The organism is Streptomyces sp. MAI_2237, from assembly GCF_054189285.1.
Map to the genome: position 1 here is coordinate 348,993 of NZ_JAJPGQ010000002.1, position 19,620 is coordinate 368,612.

General features: G+C 69.8%; 16 protein-coding genes. 5 read left to right on the forward strand and 11 right to left on the reverse strand.

What is annotated here, in order from left to right; genetic code table 11:
• Positions 1–247 precede the first annotated feature (247 nt).
• Both LN251_RS06430 and LN251_RS06435 read left to right on the forward strand, forming a co-directional pair.
• Complete coding sequence (locus LN251_RS06430; protein ID WP_458243526.1) at positions 248–1,018, forward strand: DUF4097 family beta strand repeat-containing protein; 771 nt, start codon at positions 248–250, stop codon at positions 1,016–1,018.
• Positions 1,019–1,099: 81 nt separating this feature from the next.
• On the forward strand, positions 1,100–2,479 hold the full coding sequence (locus LN251_RS06435; RefSeq protein ID WP_458243527.1) for a hypothetical protein: 1,380 nt from the start codon (positions 1,100–1,102) through the stop codon (positions 2,477–2,479).
• Positions 2,480–2,521: 42 nt separating this feature from the next.
• Here the strand turns inward: LN251_RS06435 and LN251_RS06440 are convergent, their stop codons facing one another.
• On the reverse strand, positions 2,522–3,814 hold the full coding sequence (locus tag LN251_RS06440; protein WP_458243528.1) for a hypothetical protein: 1,293 nt from the start codon (positions 3,812–3,814) through the stop codon (positions 2,522–2,524).
• A 47-nt stretch (positions 3,815–3,861) separates the two neighbouring features.
• Positions 3,862–5,913, reverse strand: coding sequence for a transglycosylase domain-containing protein (locus LN251_RS06445; protein WP_458243529.1), 2,052 nt, complete (start codon positions 5,911–5,913; stop codon positions 3,862–3,864).
• Positions 5,914–6,053: 140 nt separating this feature from the next.
• Here LN251_RS06445 and LN251_RS06450 point away from each other — a divergent pair, with 140 nt between their 5' ends.
• Positions 6,054–6,269: an FmdB family zinc ribbon protein gene (locus LN251_RS06450; RefSeq protein ID WP_058925552.1), complete on the forward strand. Its 216-nt coding sequence runs from the start codon at positions 6,054–6,056 to the stop codon at positions 6,267–6,269.
• A 25-nt stretch (positions 6,270–6,294) separates the two neighbouring features.
• On the opposite strand, the gene LN251_RS06455 is transcribed toward LN251_RS06450, so the two are convergent.
• Genes LN251_RS06455 through LN251_RS06465 form a run of 3 tightly spaced genes read right to left on the reverse strand, consistent with a single transcriptional unit; the run spans position 6,295 to position 10,906 of the window.
• Positions 6,295–7,110, reverse strand: a complete 816-nt coding sequence (locus LN251_RS06455; protein WP_458243530.1) for an HAD family hydrolase — start codon at positions 7,108–7,110, stop codon at positions 6,295–6,297.
• Positions 7,110–9,713, reverse strand: a complete 2,604-nt coding sequence (locus LN251_RS06460; protein ID WP_458243531.1) for a phosphoribosyltransferase domain-containing protein — start codon at positions 9,711–9,713, stop codon at positions 7,110–7,112. The genes LN251_RS06455 and LN251_RS06460 overlap by 1 nt, the downstream gene beginning before the upstream one ends.
• A 20-nt stretch (positions 9,714–9,733) precedes the next feature.
• Positions 9,734–10,906: an HpcH/HpaI aldolase/citrate lyase family protein gene (locus LN251_RS06465; RefSeq protein WP_458243532.1), complete on the reverse strand. Its 1,173-nt coding sequence runs from the start codon at positions 10,904–10,906 to the stop codon at positions 9,734–9,736.
• A gap of 210 nt (positions 10,907–11,116) precedes the next feature.
• Between LN251_RS06465 and LN251_RS06470 the strand changes: the two genes are divergently transcribed.
• Positions 11,117–11,923 (forward strand): TerD family protein, encoded by an 807-nt coding sequence (locus tag LN251_RS06470; RefSeq protein ID WP_458243533.1) that lies wholly within the window; start codon positions 11,117–11,119, stop codon positions 11,921–11,923.
• Positions 11,924–11,944: 21 nt separating this feature from the next.
• On the opposite strand, the gene LN251_RS06475 is transcribed toward LN251_RS06470, so the two are convergent.
• From LN251_RS06475 to LN251_RS06500, 6 genes are all read right to left on the reverse strand, one after another.
• Positions 11,945–12,682, reverse strand: a complete 738-nt coding sequence (locus LN251_RS06475) for a TerD family protein (protein WP_142151698.1) — start codon at positions 12,680–12,682, stop codon at positions 11,945–11,947.
• Between the two features lie 115 nt (positions 12,683–12,797).
• On the reverse strand, positions 12,798–13,940 hold the full coding sequence (locus LN251_RS06480; RefSeq protein WP_458243534.1) for a DUF475 domain-containing protein: 1,143 nt from the start codon (positions 13,938–13,940) through the stop codon (positions 12,798–12,800).
• Between the two features lie 127 nt (positions 13,941–14,067).
• Complete coding sequence (locus LN251_RS06485) at positions 14,068–14,643, reverse strand: TerD family protein (RefSeq protein WP_058925545.1); 576 nt, start codon at positions 14,641–14,643, stop codon at positions 14,068–14,070.
• A gap of 119 nt (positions 14,644–14,762) precedes the next feature.
• On the reverse strand, positions 14,763–15,338 hold the full coding sequence (locus LN251_RS06490; protein WP_383678931.1) for a TerD family protein: 576 nt from the start codon (positions 15,336–15,338) through the stop codon (positions 14,763–14,765).
• A gap of 113 nt (positions 15,339–15,451) precedes the next feature.
• Positions 15,452–15,910, reverse strand: coding sequence for a peroxiredoxin (locus LN251_RS06495; RefSeq protein ID WP_458243535.1), 459 nt, complete (start codon positions 15,908–15,910; stop codon positions 15,452–15,454).
• A gap of 117 nt (positions 15,911–16,027) precedes the next feature.
• Entirely contained in the window at positions 16,028–16,459 is a 432-nt protein-coding gene (locus tag LN251_RS06500; protein WP_058925542.1) for a DUF3052 domain-containing protein, read from the reverse strand.
• A gap of 370 nt (positions 16,460–16,829) precedes the next feature.
• Between LN251_RS06500 and aceE the strand changes: the two genes are divergently transcribed.
• A complete protein-coding gene (gene aceE, locus LN251_RS06505) occupies positions 16,830–19,577 on the forward strand; it encodes a pyruvate dehydrogenase (acetyl-transferring), homodimeric type (RefSeq protein ID WP_458243536.1) in 2,748 nt (915 codons plus the stop codon).
• The last annotated feature ends 43 nt before the right edge of the window (positions 19,578–19,620 follow it).

Below are 19,620 nucleotides of genomic sequence, written 5' to 3' on the forward strand. Positions count from 1 at the left end.
GCGACCGCATACGGGGGTGTCAATGTCCGCAGTCCGCGCATGGGCCCCCGATCGCCTGAAGACGCCTTCTGCCCGTCCAACGACCCACCCCGCAAAGGGTCACCCGTTCGGAGCAGGAACCTACGTCCGGCACGTCGACACGGGGGTTAACCCCACCCCGCATCCGCCGGTGGGCCGGATTTCGGGTGGGGGCTCGGTTGTCTAGCGTCGAGGGGTCTTCGTGGGGTCGGTTCAGGGGGAGTTCTCGATGGTCAGCCGTAGTCATGTCGCCCGGGTGGCGCTCGCCGCCGTCGCCGTCGTGCTCGTAGGAGGGACCAGTGCCTGTGGCGCGTCCGCGGGGGACGACAGGCATCCCGATCACCGGACGTTCGCGCTGGGCGGGCGGACGCTGACCGTGGACTCCGACGACTCGGCGCTGGAGATCGTCGCCGCGGACGGGAACGCGGCCGGGAAGGTGGAGGTGACCCGGTGGTTCCAGGGGAAGGTCGCCTTCGGCGGGGACCCGAAGGTGACGTGGTCGATGCGGGGCGACCGGCTGGTGCTGCGGGTGAAGTGCTCGGGCGTCGTCGCGGACTGTTCGGCCAGGCACCGGATCGAGGTGCCGCGCGGGGTGGCGGTGAAGGTCGTGGACGGGGACGGGAGCGTGCGTGCGCGGGGTTTCCGGGACGCGCTGAGCATCCACACCGGTGACGGCTCCGTGCGGGTCGGCGACTCCACCGGTCCGCTGGAGCTGCGCACCGGTGACGGGTCGGTGCGTGCGGAGGTCGACTCGCGCACGGTGCGGGCGGAGTCCGGTGACGGGTCGGTGCACCTGGAGTTCGGCGTCGTACCGGACCTGGTGGACTCGCGCAGCGGCGACGGGTCGGTCACGGTCGCGGTGCCGAAGGCGGCGTACCGGGTGAAGGCGCGGACGGGCGACGGGGCGGTGGAGGTGTCGGTGCCCCGTGACGACTCCAGTGCGCATGTCGTCGCGGCCCGTTCCGACGACGGGAAAGTGACCGTGCGCACGGCGAACTGACCGGCCCGTGTGTTCGTCCTCTACGGGTGGGAGAATGAGATCGGGCACCCGCCAGGACGGATGACAGCACGGGAGAGGGATGTGACGGCGACACCTTCGCAGCCGTACTCGCCGTCGGTGCCGCGCGCACACCGCCACCGCCACGCTTTCGCGGACACCCTCGCCCTGCTCGCCCTGCCGCTCGTGGCCGCGCTCGCGCTGCCCGCGGCGTTCGCCGGCGGTGGCACCCGGCGCTGGTTCGGCGGGCGGGCGGAGTCGCAGCGGGCGGAGGCACAGGCGGCCAAGGACGCCGCGGCGGCCGCGTTCTACGAGCTGGACACCGCCCAGCGGGATCTGCGGATCTCGATCGAGACGATCACGGCGGTGGACTCCACCCCGGCCGCGCGCCGGGCCGTGTCCGACTTCGAGGCGCTGGGCCGCCGTATCGACGAGGCGAGTCAGCGGTACATCAGCGCGGTCGACGCCCATGATCTGGACCGTGACGACCTGGAGGCGTCGGTCGCGGCGCAGGCGCGTACCGAGCTGACGCGGGCCAAGGACGAGCTGGCGAACGTCAAGCGGGAGCTTGACCGTTTCACCGAGGGTCTGGGGCCGTTGCTGGGCAAGGCGGAGACGCAGCTCGCGCGGTTGGCCCCGGCGGTGGAGCGGGCCCGTCAGGGTCTGCTCGCAGCGTCCAACGCCCTTGACGCGGTGCGGGGTTCGGGGCTGAAGGCGGACGATCTCGCCGCCCGGCTGGCGGCCCTCGCGCCGGAGCTGACCAAGCTGAACCAGGGTGCGGGGCAGCACGGTGTGCCGCAGACACTGGAGCGGGCCGAGCGGGTGGCGCGGGAGGCCGAGGCGGTCCGGGTGGAGGCCGAGCGGCTGCCGGAGAAGGCGGCCGAGATCGACCACCGGCTGGTCTCCCTGCGTACCCGCGCGGAGGCGCTGACGACCCGTGCCGGCCAGGTGGAGCCGGTGCTGAGCGAGCTGCGGCGGCGTTTCTCGGCGGCCTGCTGGCAGGATCTGCAGCAGGTGCCCGAGCACGCGGTGGAGAACGTCCGGCAGGCGGAGACGAAGCTGAAGGAGGCGCAGGCGGCCCGTGACGCCCAGCGCTGGCCGGACGCGACGGCACTGCTGTCGACGGTGCGGGCGCTGCTGAACACGACGGACGAGTCGGTGTCGGCGGCCCGGGACCGGCTGCAGCGGCTGAACGCGGTGCAGAAGGATCCTCAGCAGGAGGTGGAGCGGACGCGGTTCGCGATCCGGGACGCGCAGCGGCTGGCGATGTCGGGGCGGTCGACGCCCGATCCGCGGCACGCGCGGCCGCTGGACGACGCGGTGGCGCGTCTGGACCGGGCGATCGCCTCGCTGCAGGGCCGGCATCCCGACTACTGGCACTTCCTCACGGAGACGGAGGCGGTGCGCCGTACGGCGGCGAGGGTGGTCGCGCAGATCCGCGAGGAACGCGGCACCGCGTCCTAGCGGAGGGCTGCGCGCCGGGCGCCCGGCTTGCCGGTGTTCCGGCTACTTCACGACCGTCGTCCAGTCCGGGGACTGTGCGGGGTCCAGTGCGCGCAGGGCGGCGAGGGTTTCCGGCTTCTGCACGTCGAGCCAGTCGGCCAGTTCCTTGAAGGAGACGCACTTGACGCCCTTCTTCTTGCAGACGTTCTTGATGACCTGGTCGACGGCCTTCATGTATATGCCGCCGTTCCAGTCCTCGAAGTGGTTGCCGATGAACAGCGGGGCGCGGCTGCCGTAGTAGACGCGGTTGAAGCCGTCCATGTAGGAGGCGACGGTCTGCTGTTCCCAGGTGGGGTAGTCGGCGGGGTTGCCGTCGGTCTCGCCGCCCGACTGGTTGTAGAGGAAGTTGAAGTCCATGGACAGGCCCTGGTAGTCGGCACCCTGGTACGGCAGCAGCTGGAGGGGAAAGTCCCAGATGCCGTTGTTCTTGGTGGGCCATATCTGGAAGCCGCCGGGCGAGGAGGCGTCGTAGCGGTAGCCGTACTTCTTGATGACCTTCAGGAGGTTCTTCTGGCCTTCCAGGCAGGGGGCGCGGCCGCCGACGACCTCCTTCCTGAAGTCGAAGGGCAGGGCGGGGATGTCCTTGAAGCCGGTGTTGGTCTTCCACTTCTCCACGAGCGAGTAGAACTGGTCGATCTCCTGCTTCCACTCGTCGGTGGTCCAGTACTTGCCGCTGGTCTTGCTGTCGCAGAAGTGGCCGTTGAAGTGGGTGCCGATCTCGTTGCCCTCGTTGTAGGCGAGGCGGAGCTGCTCCAGGGTGGTGCGGACGTGTTCGTCGGTGGGGTAGTCGATGGCCGCGGCTCCGGCCTTGTGCAGCGGCGGCTCGTAGAGGTTCTTCTTCTCCTTGGGCAGCAGGTAGATGCCGGTGAGGAAGAAGGTCATGTGGGCGTCGTACTGCTCGGCCAGCTCGCGGTAGTGGGAGAAGAGGTGGTCGCTGCCCTCCAGGGCGCCGTCCCAGGAGAAGACGACGAACTGGGGCGGCTTCTCCCCGGGCTTGAGCGGGACGGGCTTGAGCTGGCCGCTCTGCGGGCCGGTGTAGGAGGTGGAGCCGTCGCCGAGGACCTTGGTCTTGCCGTCCCAGGAGGGTTCGGCCTTCGGCCTGGCCTTCGCGGAGCGTTGTGAGGAGGCGGCGGGCTGCGGGTGGTCCTGACGGGTGAGGGCGAGGGCGCCCGCGACCAGGGAGGCCACCACGAGGAAGGCGGCGAGGGTGAGGACCTCGGGGCGGGCGGGGCGGCGCGGGGCGCGCTCTTTGCGTCGGCGGCCCTTGGCTTTTGCTCCTGGCACGGTGCGGCTCATGCGGTGCTCATTCTGCTGGGGAGTGGCGGTGGTACGGGCTTCGGTGATCAGTCGAAGCCCATCGCACCCGACCACACGGCGAAGGGGACGCTGCCGGTGGGTCTGCCGGCGATGCCCTTGAGCGGGAGCGGCTCCAGGGACTTGGTGAGGTCCATGCGGTAGACGACGACGGCGGTGGACAGGGTGTCGGTGTTGCCTGTGTACCAGGCCGCCTTGTCATCGGAGGCGATTCCGGCCATGCCGCCCGCCCCGACCGCGGGGACGGTGGGGTGGGTGCGCAGCAGGGAGGTGGTCAGCGCGGCGGAGACGTCCTTGGCGACTTCGGCGCCGATCGCGCGGTGGGCGGTGGGCGTGGCGAGGGGGACCCTGGAGCCGTTCTTGGTGATGCGGCGGACGGAGTACGGCTCGGTGTGCATGCCGGCGGCGGCGAAGGTGGCGTATCCGCTGGCCATGCGGATGGCGCTGGGCGTGGAGCTGCCCGTGGCCAGCGCGGGCACCTGGGCGCCGAGGCTGGAGGAGAGCAGTCCGGCGGCGACGGCGGTCTGGCGCACCTTGTCCAGGCCGGTGTCCATGCCGAGTTGGGTGAACGGCGCGTTCACGCCCTGGGCGAGTGCGCTGCCGAGGGAGATCTGCCCGTAGGACTTGCCGTCGTCGTTGTGGGCGAGGACCCGTTTGCCGCTGCGGTCCCAGTACGGCCCCTCGGGCGTGGTGATGACGGCGCCGTCGTCGCCGTCGTAGACGGTCTCGGGGGTGACGGTCGTGGTCGGTCCGGTGCGGGTCTTGCGGATGCCGTGTTCCAGGCCGGCGGCGTAGACGAAGGGCACGAACGCCGAACCGGCGGGGACGGTGGTGGCGTTGGACTCGTTGTAGCCCTGCGTACGGTGGTCGGGGCCGCCGTAGACGGCGAGGATCCGTCCGTCGGTGGCGACGGAGGCGGCGCCGTAGTGGACGGTCTTGGCGGCCTTGGGGTCTTGCTTCTTCGCCTGCTTGCGGGCCTTGGTGACGGCGTCGGTGAGCCGGGTCTCCCGTTTGCGGTCGAAGGTGGTGTAGATCTGGTAGCCGCCGAGGTCGAACTGCTTGTCCGAGATGTTCGCGGACTTCTTGGCGTACTGCTGGGCGAGTTCGACGAGGTAGTCGCTCTGCTTGCCGGTGTCGTAGACGCGGGCGGTCTTGAGGGGTTCGGGGAACGTCTTGTACTTGGCGCGTTCGGCCGGGGAGAGCTTGCCGATCTTGACCATGCGGTCGAGGATCCACGACCAGCGCTCCACGGCCCGCTTGTGGTTGGCCGGGGAGAGGGTGGGGTCGTAGAGGCCGGCGCCCTTGAGCAGTGAGGCGAGGAAGGCGCCCTGGCTGGCGTTGAGGTGGGAGACGTCGGTGCCGTAGTACGCCTGGGCAGCGCGCTGGATGCCGTAGGTGCCGCGGCCGAACCAGCTGGTGTTGAGGTAGCCCTCGAGGATCTGGTCCTTGCTCATGCGGTTGTCGAGCTTGAGGGCGATCATCGCCTCGGTGAACTTGCGGCTGACGGTCTGGTTCTGCGTCAGGTACACGTTCTTGACGTACTGCTGGGTGATGGTGGAGCCGCCCTCGGTGTCGCCCTTGCCGATGGTGCGGTAGAGGGCGCGGGTGATGCCCTTGAGGGAGATGCCGGGGTCGGAGTAGAAGCTCTCGTTCTCCGCGGCGAGCACGGACCAGCGGACGTCCTCGGGTATGTCCTTCAGCGGCATCGCCTGCCGTCGCACCCAGCCGGTGCGGGCCATGGGGGTGCCGTCGGACCAGTAGAAGACGTTGTCCTGCTGGGTGGCGTAGGAGTTGAGGTTCTTGGGTATGTCCGTGGCGGCGTAGGCGATGACCAGGAAGAGGCTGGTCAGGCCGACGGCTCCGAGGAAGCCGCCAAGCCACTGGCGCCAGGAGGGCAGCCAGCGCTGCCAGCCCATGCGGCCGGGGCGGGGGTAGGCGGGGCGCAGCCGGCGCAGAAACGGCAGGGCGGGCTGGAGGCGTTCGCCCAGTTCGGTCCAGGGGGTGCTTTTGGGCGCGGCTCGGCGGCGGCGCGGCCGACGGTGGTCACCCGGCCGGCCACTCTGCTGCGCTGTCCCGGTCACGGGCGAAAAATATCAATGATCTTCGCATCTTCTCCACATGCGATTGTGTTAATAACGAGCACATATCGACCACAGGGGTACATGGTGGACTTGAGAGTTGAGTCACACCCGGGATAGGGAACCACCGCTAACCTTTCGGCATGCCCCGCTATGACTACCGCTGCCGCACCTGCGGCGACACCTTCGAAGTCAGCCGGCCGATGGCCCGCTCCTCCGACCCCGCCGCCTGTCCCGCGGGCCACGACGACACGGTGAAGCTGCTGTCGACCGTGGCCGTGGGCGGGACGGCGTCGGCACCGGCGTCCAAGGGCGCCGGCGGTGGAGGCGGATGCTGCGGCGGAGGGTGCTGCGGCTAGCCGTCCCCGGGGCGCGGTGCACGGCTCAGGACGCCGCACCGCGCGTCGCCCTCAGGAACTCCCGCAGGATGCGCTCCCCCGCCAGGACGCCGCGTTCCGGCAGCGCCGCGATCTGCGGGGCCGTCCACGCCGCCTCCGCCAGTTCGCCGTGGCCCGGGCGCCAGCCCCGGTCCGCCGCCAGCAGCAGGTCGGCGTCCAGCAGTGAGTCGCCCGCGGCCAGCGTCAGCTCCGCGCCGGTGCGCCGGGCGACCTCGCGCATCGCCGCGCTCTTCGTCAGCGGCTTGGGGACGGCGTAGATCTTCCGCCCCTGCAGCGACACCGTCCAGCCGCGGTTCTCCGCCCAGACCGCAAGGTCCTTGACCCACTCCTCCGGCAGCAGCTCGCGCTCGACGACCAGGTAGGCGAAGAGGTCCTCGGCGACGCGGTGCTTGCGCACCCAGAGCGGGTCGGCGCTGACCAGCAGGTGCTCGCGCACCTCGTCCAGCGGCGCGCACTCGTCCGCGAGCCGGGCCGTGACGCGGGCGTGCCAGTCCAGGTCGGACACGCCGTCCACCATCAGGTGGCCGCCGTTGGCGCAGATCGCGTACTTCGGCGCCGGGCCCGGCAGGTTGATGCGCAGGTACTGCTTGCGGGTCCGGGTCGTCGTCGGCACGAACACCGCCGCGTCCCCGAGGTCGGTCAGCAGCCCGGCCGCCGTCTCCGTCATGAACGACAGCGGTCTGCTCTCGTGCACCTCCACGCACAGCAGCCGGGGCGCCCGCGCGTCCGGCATGGTCAGCGCGAGGGCCGCCGGGGAGTAGATCAGCGTACGGTCGAGGTCGCTCGCCACCAGCACCGGCATCAGACGTTCACCGCCCTGCCGTCGGCGCCCGTCGCACCGCGGGTGAAGCGGGGATGGATCAACCCCACGCAGGTGTACGGCAGTTCGCCGACCTCCTCGACGGGAACCCCCCGCTGCTCGGCCAGCAGCCGTACGTGGTCCAGGTCGGCGCCCGCCCCGGCCCGCGCCAGGATCTTCCACGGCACCCGGCGCAGCAGCACCCGCGTGGTCTCGCCGACGCCGGGCTTGACGAGGTTCACGTCGTGGATGCCGTACTCCTCGCTGATCCGCTCCACGGCCGCCCAGCCCTCCCAGGTGGGCGCGCGGTCGGCGGACAGCAGCTCCTTCGCCTGGGCGTCGACGGCCTCCGTGACCTCGGGGAAGCAGGCGGAGACGGCGTCGAGGAAGTGCACGGAGACGTCCGCCCCGGCGAGTTCGCGGTAGAACTTGGCGCCGTGGAAGTCGTGCGGGCCCACCAGGTCGGCACGCAGGACCGTGCGGGAGATCAGGCCGGAGACGGTCGAGTTGAGGCAGGCGGAGGGGATCAGGAAGTCCTCCCTGGTGCCGTACGTCCGCACGCACGAGCCCGGGTCGGCGAGCACCGCGATCTCCGGGTCGAAGCCGGTGATGCCGTCGGAGGCCTCGAACTCCTCGATGGCGTCGGCGAGTTCGCGGGTGATGGCGCCCTTGCCGGTCCAGCCGTCGACGAACACGACGTCGGCGGGGTCGTGGTGGGCGGCCAGCCAGCGCAGGGCGTTGGCGTCGATGCCGCGGCCGCGGACGATCGACACCGCGTAGTGCGGCAGGTCCAGGCCGTGCCGGAACTGCGCCCAGCGGCGCATCAGCACGCCGACGGGCGTGCCGGCGCGGGCGAGCGAGACGAGGACCGGGCGGGGCGACCGTTCGGCGAGCACGAGCTCGGTGACGGCGCCGACGGCCTGCGAGATCCGGGTGGCGGCCGACTCCAGCGCCGCGTGGAACAGCTCCTGGTACTGCTCGCTGGGCTGGTACTCGACCGGCAGCGACTCCGCGTAGTGCGCGCCGCCGCTCTGGATGGCCTCCTCCCGCTCCTCGGTCGGCGCCTCCAGCGTCACGTCCGAGAGGTCCTGCAGCAGCCAGCCGACCTCCTCGGGCGCGTACGAGGAGAAGGCGGGGCCGCGGAGGGGCTCGGGCAGCATGGAGGGCCTTTCGGGGACGTACGAGGGCACGACCGCGAGCAGTACGTGCGGGGTGTGGGCGGCGAGCTGGGCCAGCAGACCGTCGGGGGCGTGCAGCGCGGGGGTGTCCGCGGCCGAGTCGACCACGGCGACGACCGCGTCGAAGCCGGCGCCGGCGACGTTGTAGGCGTAGCGCTCCCCGGGGCCGTCGGCCGGGGCGTCGTGGGCGGGGAAGGTGATCCGGCTGCGTATCGCGTAACCGGGGTCGTCGACGGCGAGGACGGGCGAGCGGGTGGTGGTGGAGTAGCGGACCTCGACGCCCTGGGCGACCTGCTCCAGCTCGCGGGCCAGGCGCAGGGGGGCGTACATCAGCTCCTCGAACCCGAGGACGTGCACGCGCCGGGCGCCCTGTGGGAGCGCGTCGGCGAGGCGGGCGACCATGGCGGGGAGGGCGGCGTCGAGGCGGGCTCGGTGGGCCGGGGTGAACCCGTGCCGACCCCCGTCGGGAAGGTCGCGGGGCCACAGCAGGTCTATGCGCCTGGCGGCCGGGTGCGGGTGGGTGGGGGCTGGTCGCGCAGTTCCCCGCGCCCCTGGGGGGTTGGCGTGGGCGTCGGTCGTACGGGCCCGTGCGTCGGAGTGGGGCGCCTCGTCGGACGCGGCCTCGGCAACGCCCTCAAGGGGCGCGGGGAACTGCGCGACCGGCCCCGACGCTCCCGCAGTCGACGTGGCACCCCCCGCGGCACCCTCCGCCTCGTACCGGGCGACCAGTGCCTGTCCCTTCTCCAGCACCCCCTCAGGGAGCCGTACCGTCCCCGAGGCAGCCGCCACCAGATCGACCCTGGCACCTATCTCCCGCGCGAACTCCTCCAGCCGCCCCGCGTCCGCCGCCGAGCGCATGTCGACCAGGGCGACCACGACGTACCGGCGCCGCGGGTACCGGGCATGCAGATCCCGCACGGTGTTGAGCACCGTGTTGCCGGTGGAGAACTCGTCGTCGACCAGGACCAGGGCGCCGTCCCCCGCCAGCAGCGTGGGGTCCTCCGGCAGGAGGAGGTGCGAGGTGGCGTGGGAGTGGGACTCCTCGAAGCCGCCCGCCGCCGCCACACCCGCCACCGGGCGGCGGGTGGAGTGCAGGTAGGGGGCGGAGCCGATGCCGTCCGCCACGGAGTGGCCCAGCCCCGTCGCCGTCTCCGCGTAGCCGAGGACCACCGCCTCGCCCGCCTCCTCGGCGCCCAGCAGCTCCCGCACCCGGCGCCCGAGGGCGAACCCGTAGCCGTACACCACCGAGGGCGACTGGGGTACGTGCTTGCCGAGGACGTTGGAGACGAGCAGATGGGCCCGCTTGGGGTTGCGGCGCAGCGCCAGCCCCAGCAGCCCGGTGAGCTCGTCGTCGCCCATGAGTTCGACCCCGAGTCGCTCGGCGACCCAGGTCCCGGACCACTGCCCGTCGTTCACTGCGTTGATCATGATTCCCTGGTCGGTGAGGTTCAGCCGGGTATGCCGGCGGCGAGCAGATCCACGAAGCTGACGTCCTCGCGCGCGACGCCGAAGACCTCGGCCCGCAGCATGGTCCGCTCGGCCCAGGCGCGGTGCGGCTTCACCTCGTTCATCTTGTTCGTGTACGACGACCTGAGCACTCCCCCGCCGCCCCGCTCGGGCCGCAGGATGTCCGCGGCGTCGCTGAACTCCTCGTGGCTGACCACGGACAGCGCGTGCACGGGCAGGACATGGGTGGGGTGGATGCAGGTCTTGCCCAGCAGGCCGTTGGCCTGGTCGAGCGAGATCTCCCGCAGCAGACCGTCCATGGCGTGCTCGATCAGTTTCTCGCGCAGTTCGACGGCCTGCCCCTCGAGGAAGGGGCTGGTGCGCAGCAGCGGCTTGAACATGCGCTCCGGGACGCGGAAGTACTCCCACACCGGCCCGGTCACGGTGAACCCGGTGCCGTCGGCCCGGCCGAGCATGTTGACCACGTCGGCGATCACGGAGGCGATGATCTGGACGTCGTAGGCGGTCATGTCCGGGGCCCGGCGCAGGCCGTAGGAGGAGCAGAAGTCGGTCACGCCCAGGCGCAGCGCGAGCACGCGGTCGCGGTACTTCTCCACGGAGCGGGCGATGCCCTCCAGGGCGTCCACGCGCGTCTCGCGGTACATCAGCTCCGGCGTCTCCAGCACCGGCATGCCGAACAGCCGCCGCCCGCTCGCGGCCTCGGCGCCGGCGAGGGCCTCCAGGAAGGGGATGCCGCGCTCCTCGGTGAACTTCGGGAAGACGAACCCGGACAGCAGCCGGACCGTCGCACCGAGTCGCCGCACCAGGTCGGCGATCTGCTCCGGCGTGCGCACCCGGATGAACAGCAGCGGCAGGCCGGCGCCCGCGGCGGCCCGCGCGTCCAGCTCGGCGAACTGGCGTACGAGGTTCTCCTCGCCCGCCACCACGTCCGCGTCGTCGATGGAGTCCTCCAGGCACAGCACCATGGAGATCACGCCGAGGCCCGCCTGCTTGACGATGTCGTCGGCGAGCCGCGGCCGGGTGGCCGGGCTGTACAGCGTGGCGCCGAGGGCCGCGGAGAGCATGCGGGCCGGGGAGTCCGTGTCGAACTCGCAGGGCTCCTGGTGGAAGAGGCGACCGCGCACCTCCGGGGCGATGTGCCCGAAATGACGCATGGAACTCCCCCGTGACGCCGGACAAGGATGTGGATTGGGTAAACAGGTGGCCGGTAATAGTACGTACAAACCCGTGTCAGGGGTTCCCGTGGAGCATGAACTTCTGGTAACTCGGCCATGTCGACGGCGATTTTGCACATGACCGGCACGCCCCGCGCGGACCCGCACCCCGCGTTGTCGTGACCAGGACCGAGAGGGCAGGATGACCGCATGACGCACGCGATGCTGAAGGGGTCGAACGTCCCGCTCGAGACCACCACGGTGCGAGCGGTGCTGCGCTGGACACCCGGGCAGGGGGTCCCGGACGTCGACGCCTCGGCGCTGCTCCTCGGTCCCGACGGTCGTGTGCGCTCCGACGAGGACTTCGTCTTCTACAACCAGCCCCGGCACCCCTCCGGGAAGATCTGGTGGCTCGGCAAGAAGCGGCTCGCCGACGGCCCCACCGACACGATCCAGACAGATCTCGCCGGAGTCGAGAGCGATGTCAGCCGGATTCTTCTGGTCGCATCGGCGGAGGACGTCCCCTTCGGCCGCGTCCCGGGGCTGCGCATCCTGCTGTATGACGCCCGGACCGCGGACGGCGAGCCGCTGATCTCCTTCGACATCAAGCCCGAGACGGGCGGTGAGACGGCCCTGATCTGCGGCGAGCTCTACCGCCGCGACGACACGTGGAAGTTCCGCGCCCTCGGTGAGGGCTACGCGGACGGCCTGAAGGGCCTGGCCACGGACTACGGCATCTCGGTCGACGAGTCGGAGCCGGAGCCCGCGCAGCCCCAGCAGGCGGCCACCTCCCCGGCCCAGCCGCTGCCTCCGGAGCAGCCCACGGCGGTCCCGTCCCAGCCGGCCTACGGCTATCCGCAGCCGGCCCCCGCGACCCAGCCGGCGTACGGCTACCCGCAGCCCGCGCCGGCGACGGCGGGCGCCCAGACCGGCTACGGCTATCCGCCCCAGGTCACCACGCTGCCGAACCCGGACTTCCGGCTCCCGCCGCAGGGCCCGCAGTTCATCGGGCGGTAGGCGGAACGCCACCGGGGGCGCTCAGCGCTCGGCCTTCGCCTTGTAGCCGCGCCCCCACTGCAGGCCCCACCCGTACAGGCGGTCCAGCTCGGCCTGGAACCCGTAGACGAACTTCACCTCGCGCCGGACGACGAGCTCGCCCTTGACGTTCTCGATCATCACCACCGCGCACGAGCGGGCCTGCGGGTGGCGCTCGTCGAGGTGGATCTCGATACGGGGCCCGTTGCTCGGGTAGAGCGTCACGATCGCGTGCGTGCGGTCGAACGCCGGGGTCTGGTCGTAGATGTACACGAACACCAGCAGCCGCTTGATGGCGTCCCGGTGGTCGAGGTTGATGTACATGTCCTCGCCGGAGCCGGACCCGAACCGGTCGTCGCCGCTGAGCTTGACGTACGGCGGCGCGTTGACGTCCCCGAGGTAGCCGCCGAGGGGCTGGACGACCCCCTTGGTGCCGTCGGTCAGCTCGTACAGGCAGCCCAGGTCGAGGTCGACGTTGACCATGCTCTGACTGTGGCCCATGACCTCCGGCGGCCTCAGCGCCTTGAAGGGGTGCCGCAGCAGGGACTCCCGCTGCGAGCCGCCTATGTCGGACGTCCGCATCCGCCAGCTCAGGTTGACCCGCAGGTGTCCGGTCGCCGCTCCCTGCTTGGTGAGGGAGACCTGGTGGTGGCGTTTGGTCAGCTCGATGGAGTTCGTGGCCGCGCTGCCGGAGTCGAAGTCCGCCGTACGCGATCCCAGCAGGCCGTCGAAGAATCCCATTCCCGCCCCCACGTCTCCCCTGGAACGACCGGCCGCGCACAGGCCGGCCGGCATGACCGACGGGGCGGCCGGCAACCGGCCGCCCCGCTGAAAGCGTTCCTCGCCCGAGGGCGCGTCACACTCCGGACGCGACCTCAGTCTTGTCCGCCTCGGCTTTTCCCTCCGCTTCCGCGAGTGCGCGATTGCGGCGGACGGAGGACCAGAAGGACCAGGCGATCAGGACGACGCCGACCAGGCCGGTGATGACCTCGTTGATCTGGTACTGGATGGTGACCATGAGGATCACGGCCAGGGCGCCGATCGCGTAGTGGGCGCCGTGCTCCAGGTAGACGTAGTCGTCGAGGGTGCCCTGGCGGACCAGGTACACGGTCAGGGACCGGACGTACATGGCGCCGATGCCCAGGCCGAGCGCCATGAGGACGATGTCGTTGGTGATGGCGAACGCGCCGATGACGCCGTCGAAGGAGAAGGAGGCGTCCAGGACCTCCAGGTAGAGGAACATGAAGAACGCGGCCTGGCCGGCGAGCACCACCGCCGACTTGGGCTTGCCCTCGCGCTCGGCGCGCTCCTCCTCCTCGTGCTCGCGCTCCTCCTCTTCCTCCAGCTTGTCCTCGAAGTACCCGGAGAGGCCGCCGACGATCATGTAGGTGATCAGGCCGGCGATGCCGGAGATCAGCACCGTCTGCGCCTTGTCGACGTGCGCGCCGCCGTGCTGGTGGGCGTGGGTGGCGAAGGTGAAGGAGGTGATCAGCAGGACGATCAGGGCGATGCAGACCGACAGCATGTCGACCTTGCCGAGCTTGGCCAGCGGGCGCTCGATCCAGCGCAGCCACTGGATGTCGCGGTCCTCGAAGATGAAGTCCAGGAAGATCATCAGCAGGAACATGCCACCGAAGGCGGCGATCGCCGGGTGGGCGTCGGTGACCAGCTGCTGGTACTGGTCCTTGTCGGTCAGGGCCAGGTTGACGGCGTCGATCGGGTTCTTCTTGGCGGTGACCGCCACGATGACGACCGGGAAGACCAGCCGCATGCCGAACACCGCGATGAGGACGCCGACCGTGAGGAAGATCTTCTGCCAGAAGGCGCTCATCTTCTTCAGGATCCCGGCGTTGACCACCGCGTTGTCGAACGACAGCGAGATCTCGAGGACGGAGAGGATCGCCACGATGCCGAAGGCCTCCCACCCCCCGTAGAAGACCGCAGCGACCAGGCCGAGCGCGGTGACCGCGAACGACCAGCCGAAGGTTTTCAGAAGCACTGGCTACCCAATCCGTACGTGTACGGGTTTCCCCCGTGCCGCACTCGGCTTTACGAAACTTTGAAGCCGAAGTCTAGTCGGCACCCCTTCCTCGCCCACCCTGCCCCGGTCTTTTGCTCATATCGCGTTATGAGACGTTGACCCCGAAGTCCAGGGCGATGCCCCGCAGACCGGACGCGTAGCCCTGGCCGACCGCGCGGAACTTCCACTCGCTCTGGTAGCGGTAGACCTCGCCGAAGATCATCGCGGTTTCGGTGGAGGCGTCCTCGCTGAGGTCGTAGCGGGCGAGCTCCTGCCCGTCGGCCTGGTTGACGACGCGAATGAAGGCGTTGCTGACCTGGCCGAACGTCTGGCCCCGCTCGTCGGCCATATGGATGGAGACCGGGAAGACGATCTTGTCGCACTGGGCGGGCACCTTGGAGAGGTCGATCAGGATCGACTCGTCGTCGCCCTCGCCCTCACCGGTGAGGTTGTCGCCGGTGTGCTCCACCGAGCCGTCGGGGCTCTTGAGCTGGTTGTAGAAGATGAACCACTCGTCGCCCATCACCCGGCCGCCGGTGCACAGCAGCGCGCTGGCGTCGAGGTCGAAGTCGGCTCCGGTGGTGGAGCGAGCGTCCCAGCCGAGCCCGATCATCACCTGCGTGAGATTGGGTGCGGCCTTGGACAGGGAGACGTTGCCCCCCTTGGCGAGCGTGACGCCCATGATGCTGGTCCTCCCCGAGATGGTGCGTGTTTGGTTGTCCTGCGCTCCCCCCGGAGGGGGCACCCGCCGGCGCCGCAGGTCGGTGCGGCGCCGGCGGGTGAGAGCCGTCGAGGCGTCGCTCAGACGTTGACGCCGAAGTCCTGCGCGATGCCGCGCAGGCCCGAGGCGTAGCCCTGGCCGATGGCGCGGAACTTCCACTCCGCGCCGTTGCGGTACAGCTCGCCGAAGACCATGGCGGTCTCCGTGGAGGCGTCCTCACTGAGGTCGTACCGGGCGATCTCGGCGCCGCCGGCCTGGTTGACGACGCGGATGAACGCGTTGCGGACCTGGCCGAAGGACTGCTGGCGGTTCTCGGCGTCGTAGATCGAGACCGGGAAGACGATCTTGTCGACGTCCGCGGGGACGCCCGCGAGGTTGACCTTGATCTGCTCGTCGTCGCCCTCGCCCTCACCGGTGAGGTTGTCGCCGGTGTGCTCCACCGAGCCGTCGGGGCTCTTGAGGTTGTTGAAGAAGACGAAGTTCTGGTCGTTGCCGACCTTGCCGGAGTTGTTCAGCAGCAGTGCGCTGGCGTCGAGGTCGAAGTCCGTGCCGGTCGTGGTGCGGACGTCCCACCCCAGACCTACGATGACCGCGGTCAGGCCGGGGGCCTCCTTGGTCAGCGATACGTTGCCGCCCTTGCTGAGGCTGACTCCCACGAGTCCTCCATTGGTGTCCAGGGGCGGGGAGCCCCGCCGTGCGTATGACATCGGATCAACGAATCGATCCTAGTGACGGGTTCCCGTCCCCCGCAGGCCCTGAGACCTGAGAATCACAGGGTGTCGAGCGCCTTGACGTACTCGCCGAGGTCCCGGGCGTCCGGCAGGGCGTTGACGACGGTCCAGCGCACGAGGCCCTCCTTGTCGATGACGAAGGTGCCGCGCACCGCGCAGCCCTTGTCCTCGGCGAAGACGCCGTAGGCGCGGGAGACCTCGCCGTGCGGCCAGAAGTCGCTCAGCAGCGGGTACTCCAGGCCCTCCTGCTCGGCGAAGACGCGCAGGGTGTGGATGGAGTCGTTGGAGACGGCGAGCACCTGCGTGTCGCGGTCCTCGAACTTCGGCAGGTTGTCGCGCAGCTCGCACAGCTCCCCGGTGCACACGCCGGTGAAGGCGAAGGGGTAGAAGAGCAGGACGACGTTCTTCTCGCCGCGGAAGTCGGAGAGCTTCACCGCGCGGCCGTGGTTGTCCTTGAGCTCGAAGTCGGGGGCCTTGTCGCCGACCTGGATCGCCATCGAAGTACGTCCCTTTCCGTGGGGCTGTTCGGGTGGCTCCCACCCTACGCAGCGCCCACGAAGGGGCGACGGACGGGCCGAGGAGTCCCGGCCCGTCCGTCATGGAGCTACTTGGGGCTACTTCTTGGACTTGGCCGCCTTGGGCGTCACCAGCCGGCTGCCGCTCCAGTCCTTGCCCACGCTGACGCTCTTGGAGGCCGACAGCCCCGCCGTCGTCGCGGCTTCGGAGATGTCGCTGGGCTCCACATAGCCGTCACGGCCGGTCTTCGGCGTGAGGAGCAGGATCGAGCCGCCTTCTTCGATGTACGTGGTGGCATCCACCAGCGCATCCGTCAGGTCGCCGTCCTCGTCGCGGAACCAGAGCACCACGGCATCGGCGACGTCGTCGTAGTCCTCGTCCACCAGGTCGCTGCCGATGACTTCCTCGATGGACTCGCGGAGTTCCTGGTCTACGTCGTCGTCGTAGCCGATCTCCTGGACCACCTGCTCGGGCTGGAACCCCAGCCTTACGGCAGGGCTCGTCTCCGCGTGGTCCGCGGTCGCGCTCACGGGTTGCCTCCTGATCATGTCTTGGAACGGGGGTCCCCCCTCGGGGGGAGTTCAGCCACGCGCGTGCGCGAAGCGTTGGCCGTAGTCCACACGGGCGGGACGGATCGCGCAAGTACCCGGCCGTTCAGACCGCCGAAACGGTGACGTTCCCGGCCGTGTCACCCCAACTCCGCGTACGACACTCACGCCCCGCGTGACCTACACCACACCTTTGTGCCCCCTTTGCGGCATTGGGAACCCGGCCGACTCGGCGGGTGCCCCGGTTACCCCACAGTAGAGATGACGTTTGCTTTCCCGAGGTCCACGATGGGGAACGGTGCAGGCATACCGAAAAGCAGCTCAAACAGCCCTCTGACAGGTAAGGACCAGCGTGGCTTCCGGATCCGATCGCAACCCGATCATCATTGGCGGCCTTCCGAGTCAGGTTCCTGACTTCGACCCCGAGGAAACCCAGGAGTGGCTCGACTCCCTCGACGCCGCCGTCGACGAGCGGGGCCGGGAGCGGGCCCGCTACCTGATGCTGCGGCTGATCGAGCGGGCCCGCGAGAAGCGTGTGGCCGTGCCCGAGATGCGCAGCACGGACTATGTGAACACCATCCCCACCAGGGCCGAACCGTTCTTCCCGGGCAACGAGGAGATCGAGCGCAAGGTCCTGAACGCCACCCGCTGGAACGCCGCGGTGATGGTCTCCCGCGCCCAGCGCCCCGGCATCGGGGTCGGCGGCCACATCGCCACCTTCGCCTCCTCGGCGTCCCTCTACGACGTCGGCTTCAACCACTTCTTCCGTGGCAAGGACGACGGTCTCGGCGGCGACCAGGTCTTCTTCCAGGGGCACGCCTCACCCGGCATCTACGCGCGCGCGTACCTGCTCGACCGGCTGACCGAGGAGCAGCTGGACGGCTTCCGCCAGGAGAAGTCGAAGTATCCCAACGGGCTGTCCAGCTACCCGCACCCGCGTTCCATGCCGGACTTCTGGGAGTTCCCGACCGTCTCGATGGGCCTCGGCCCGATCGGCGCGATCTACCAGGCGCGGATGAACCGCTACATGCACGCGCGCGGGATCGCCGACACCTCGAAGTCGCATGTGTGGGCGTTCCTCGGCGACGGCGAGATGGACGAGCCGGAGTCGCTCGGCCAGCTGTCCATCGCCGCTCGTGAGGGCCTGGACAACCTGACCTTCGTCGTGAACTGCAACCTGCAGCGCCTCGACGGCCCCGTCCGCGGCAACGGCAAGATCATCCAGGAGCTGGAGTCGGTCTTCCGCGGCGCCGGCTGGAACGTGATCAAGCTGATCTGGGACCGTTCCTGGGACCCGCTGCTCGCCCAGGACCGGGACGGCGTGCTGGTCAACAAGATGAACACCACGCCGGACGGCCAGTTCCAGACGTACGCCACCGAGACCGGTGCGTACATCCGGGACCACTTCTTCGGTGACGACCAGCGGCTGCGCGCGATGGTCGAGAACATGACCGACCACCAGATCCTGATGCTGGGCCGCGGCGGTCACGACCACCGCAAGATCTACGCGGCGTTCAAGGCGGCCAAGGAGCACAAGGGCCAGCCGACGGTCATCCTGGCCAAGACGGTCAAGGGCTGGACGCTGGGCCCGAACTTCGAGGGCCGCAACGCCACGCACCAGATGAAGAAGCTGACGGTCGACGACCTCAAGCGCTTCCGCGACCGGCTGCACCTGCCGATCTCCGACAAGGAGCTGGAGTCCGGCGCGCCGCCGTACTACCACCCGGGCCGGAACTCGGAGGAGATCCAGTACATGCACGACCAGCGCAAGCAGTGCGGCGGGTACGTCCCGACGCGTGTCGTGCGCTCCAAGGCGTTGCAGCTGCCGGACGACAAGACGTACGCGACCGTGAAGAAGGGCTCCGGGCAGCAGTCGATCGCCACGACCATGGCCTTCGTACGGCTGCTGAAGGACCTCATGCGGGACAAGGAGTTCGGCAAGCGGTTCGTGCTGATCGCGCCGGACGAGTACCGCACGTTCGGAATGGACTCGTTCTTCCCGAGCGCGAAGATCTACAACCCGCTGGGCCAGCAGTACGAGTCCGTGGACCGGGACCTGCTGCTCGCGTACAAGGAGTCGCCGACCGGGCAGATGCTGCACGACGGCATCTCGGAGGCGGGCTGCACGGCGTCGCTGATCGCGGCGGGCTCGGCGTACGCCACGCACGGCGAACCGATGATCCCGGTCTACGTCTTCTACTCGATGTTCGGATTCCAGCGCACCGGCGACCAGTTCTGGCAGATGGCCGACCAGCTGGCGCGCGGTTTCGTCCTGGGTGCGACCGCGGGGCGTACGACGCTGACCGGTGAGGGTCTGCAGCACGCCGACGGCCACTCGCAGCTGCTGGCCTCGACGAACCCGGGCTGTGTCGCCTACGACCCGGCGTACTCGTACGAGATCGCGTACATCGTGCAGGACGGTCTGCGGCGGATGTACGGCGGCTCCGAGGAGCACCCGCACGGCGAGGACGTCTTCTACTACCTGACCGTCTACAACGAGCCCATCCAGCACCCGGCCGAGCCGGCGAACGTGGACGTCGAGGGCATCCTCAAGGGCGTGCACCGGCTCTCCGAGGGCCCCTCGGGGTCCATCCCGGCGCAGATCATGGCGTCCGGTGTGGCGGTGCCGTGGGCGGTGGAGGCGCAGAAGATCCTCGCCGAGGAGTGGAACGTCAAGGCGGACGTCTGGTCGGCGACCTCCTGGAACGAGCTGCGGCGCGAGGCCGTGGCGTGCGAGGAGCACAACCTGCTGCACCCCGAGGAGGAGCAGCGGGTGCCGTACGTGACGCGGAAGCTGTCGGGGGCGCAGGGGCCGTTCGTGGCGGTGTCCGACTGGATGCGGTCGGTGCCGGACCAGATCGCGCGGTGGGTGCCGGGGACGTACCAGTCGCTGGGCGCCGACGGTTTCGGCTTCGCGGACACCCGGGGTGCGGCGCGGCGGTTCTTCCACATCGACGCGCAGTCGATCGTGGTGGCGGTACTGACCGAGCTGGCCAAGGAGGGCAAGGTCGACCGGTCGGTGCTGAAGCAGGCGATCGACCGGTACCAGCTGCTGGACGCGTCCGCGGCGGACCCGGGCGTGGCGGGCGGCGACGCGTAGCTCGCGCCGGTGCCGAGCGGTGAGGGGCGGTGGGCTGTGGTCC

Coding starts and splice junctions, on each gene's coding strand:
- LN251_RS06450 (WP_058925552.1), top strand. CDS start 6,054: ATGCCCCGCTATGACTACCGCTGCCGCACCTGCGGCGACACCTTCGAA.
- LN251_RS06495 (WP_458243535.1), bottom strand. CDS start 15,910: ATGGCGATCCAGGTCGGCGACAAGGCCCCCGACTTCGAGCTCAAGGAC.
- LN251_RS06475 (WP_142151698.1), bottom strand. CDS start 12,682: ATGGGATTCTTCGACGGCCTGCTGGGATCGCGTACGGCGGACTTCGAC.
- LN251_RS06485 (WP_058925545.1), bottom strand. CDS start 14,643: ATGGGCGTCACGCTCGCCAAGGGGGGCAACGTCTCCCTGTCCAAGGCC.
- LN251_RS06460 (WP_458243531.1), bottom strand. CDS start 9,713: ATGATCAACGCAGTGAACGACGGGCAGTGGTCCGGGACCTGGGTCGCC.
- LN251_RS06465 (WP_458243532.1), bottom strand. CDS start 10,906: ATGCGTCATTTCGGGCACATCGCCCCGGAGGTGCGCGGTCGCCTCTTC.
- LN251_RS06430 (WP_458243526.1), top strand. CDS start 248: ATGGTCAGCCGTAGTCATGTCGCCCGGGTGGCGCTCGCCGCCGTCGCC.
- LN251_RS06440 (WP_458243528.1), bottom strand. CDS start 3,814: ATGAGCCGCACCGTGCCAGGAGCAAAAGCCAAGGGCCGCCGACGCAAA.
- LN251_RS06470 (WP_458243533.1), top strand. CDS start 11,117: ATGACGCACGCGATGCTGAAGGGGTCGAACGTCCCGCTCGAGACCACC.
- LN251_RS06455 (WP_458243530.1), bottom strand. CDS start 7,110: ATGCCGGTGCTGGTGGCGAGCGACCTCGACCGTACGCTGATCTACTCC.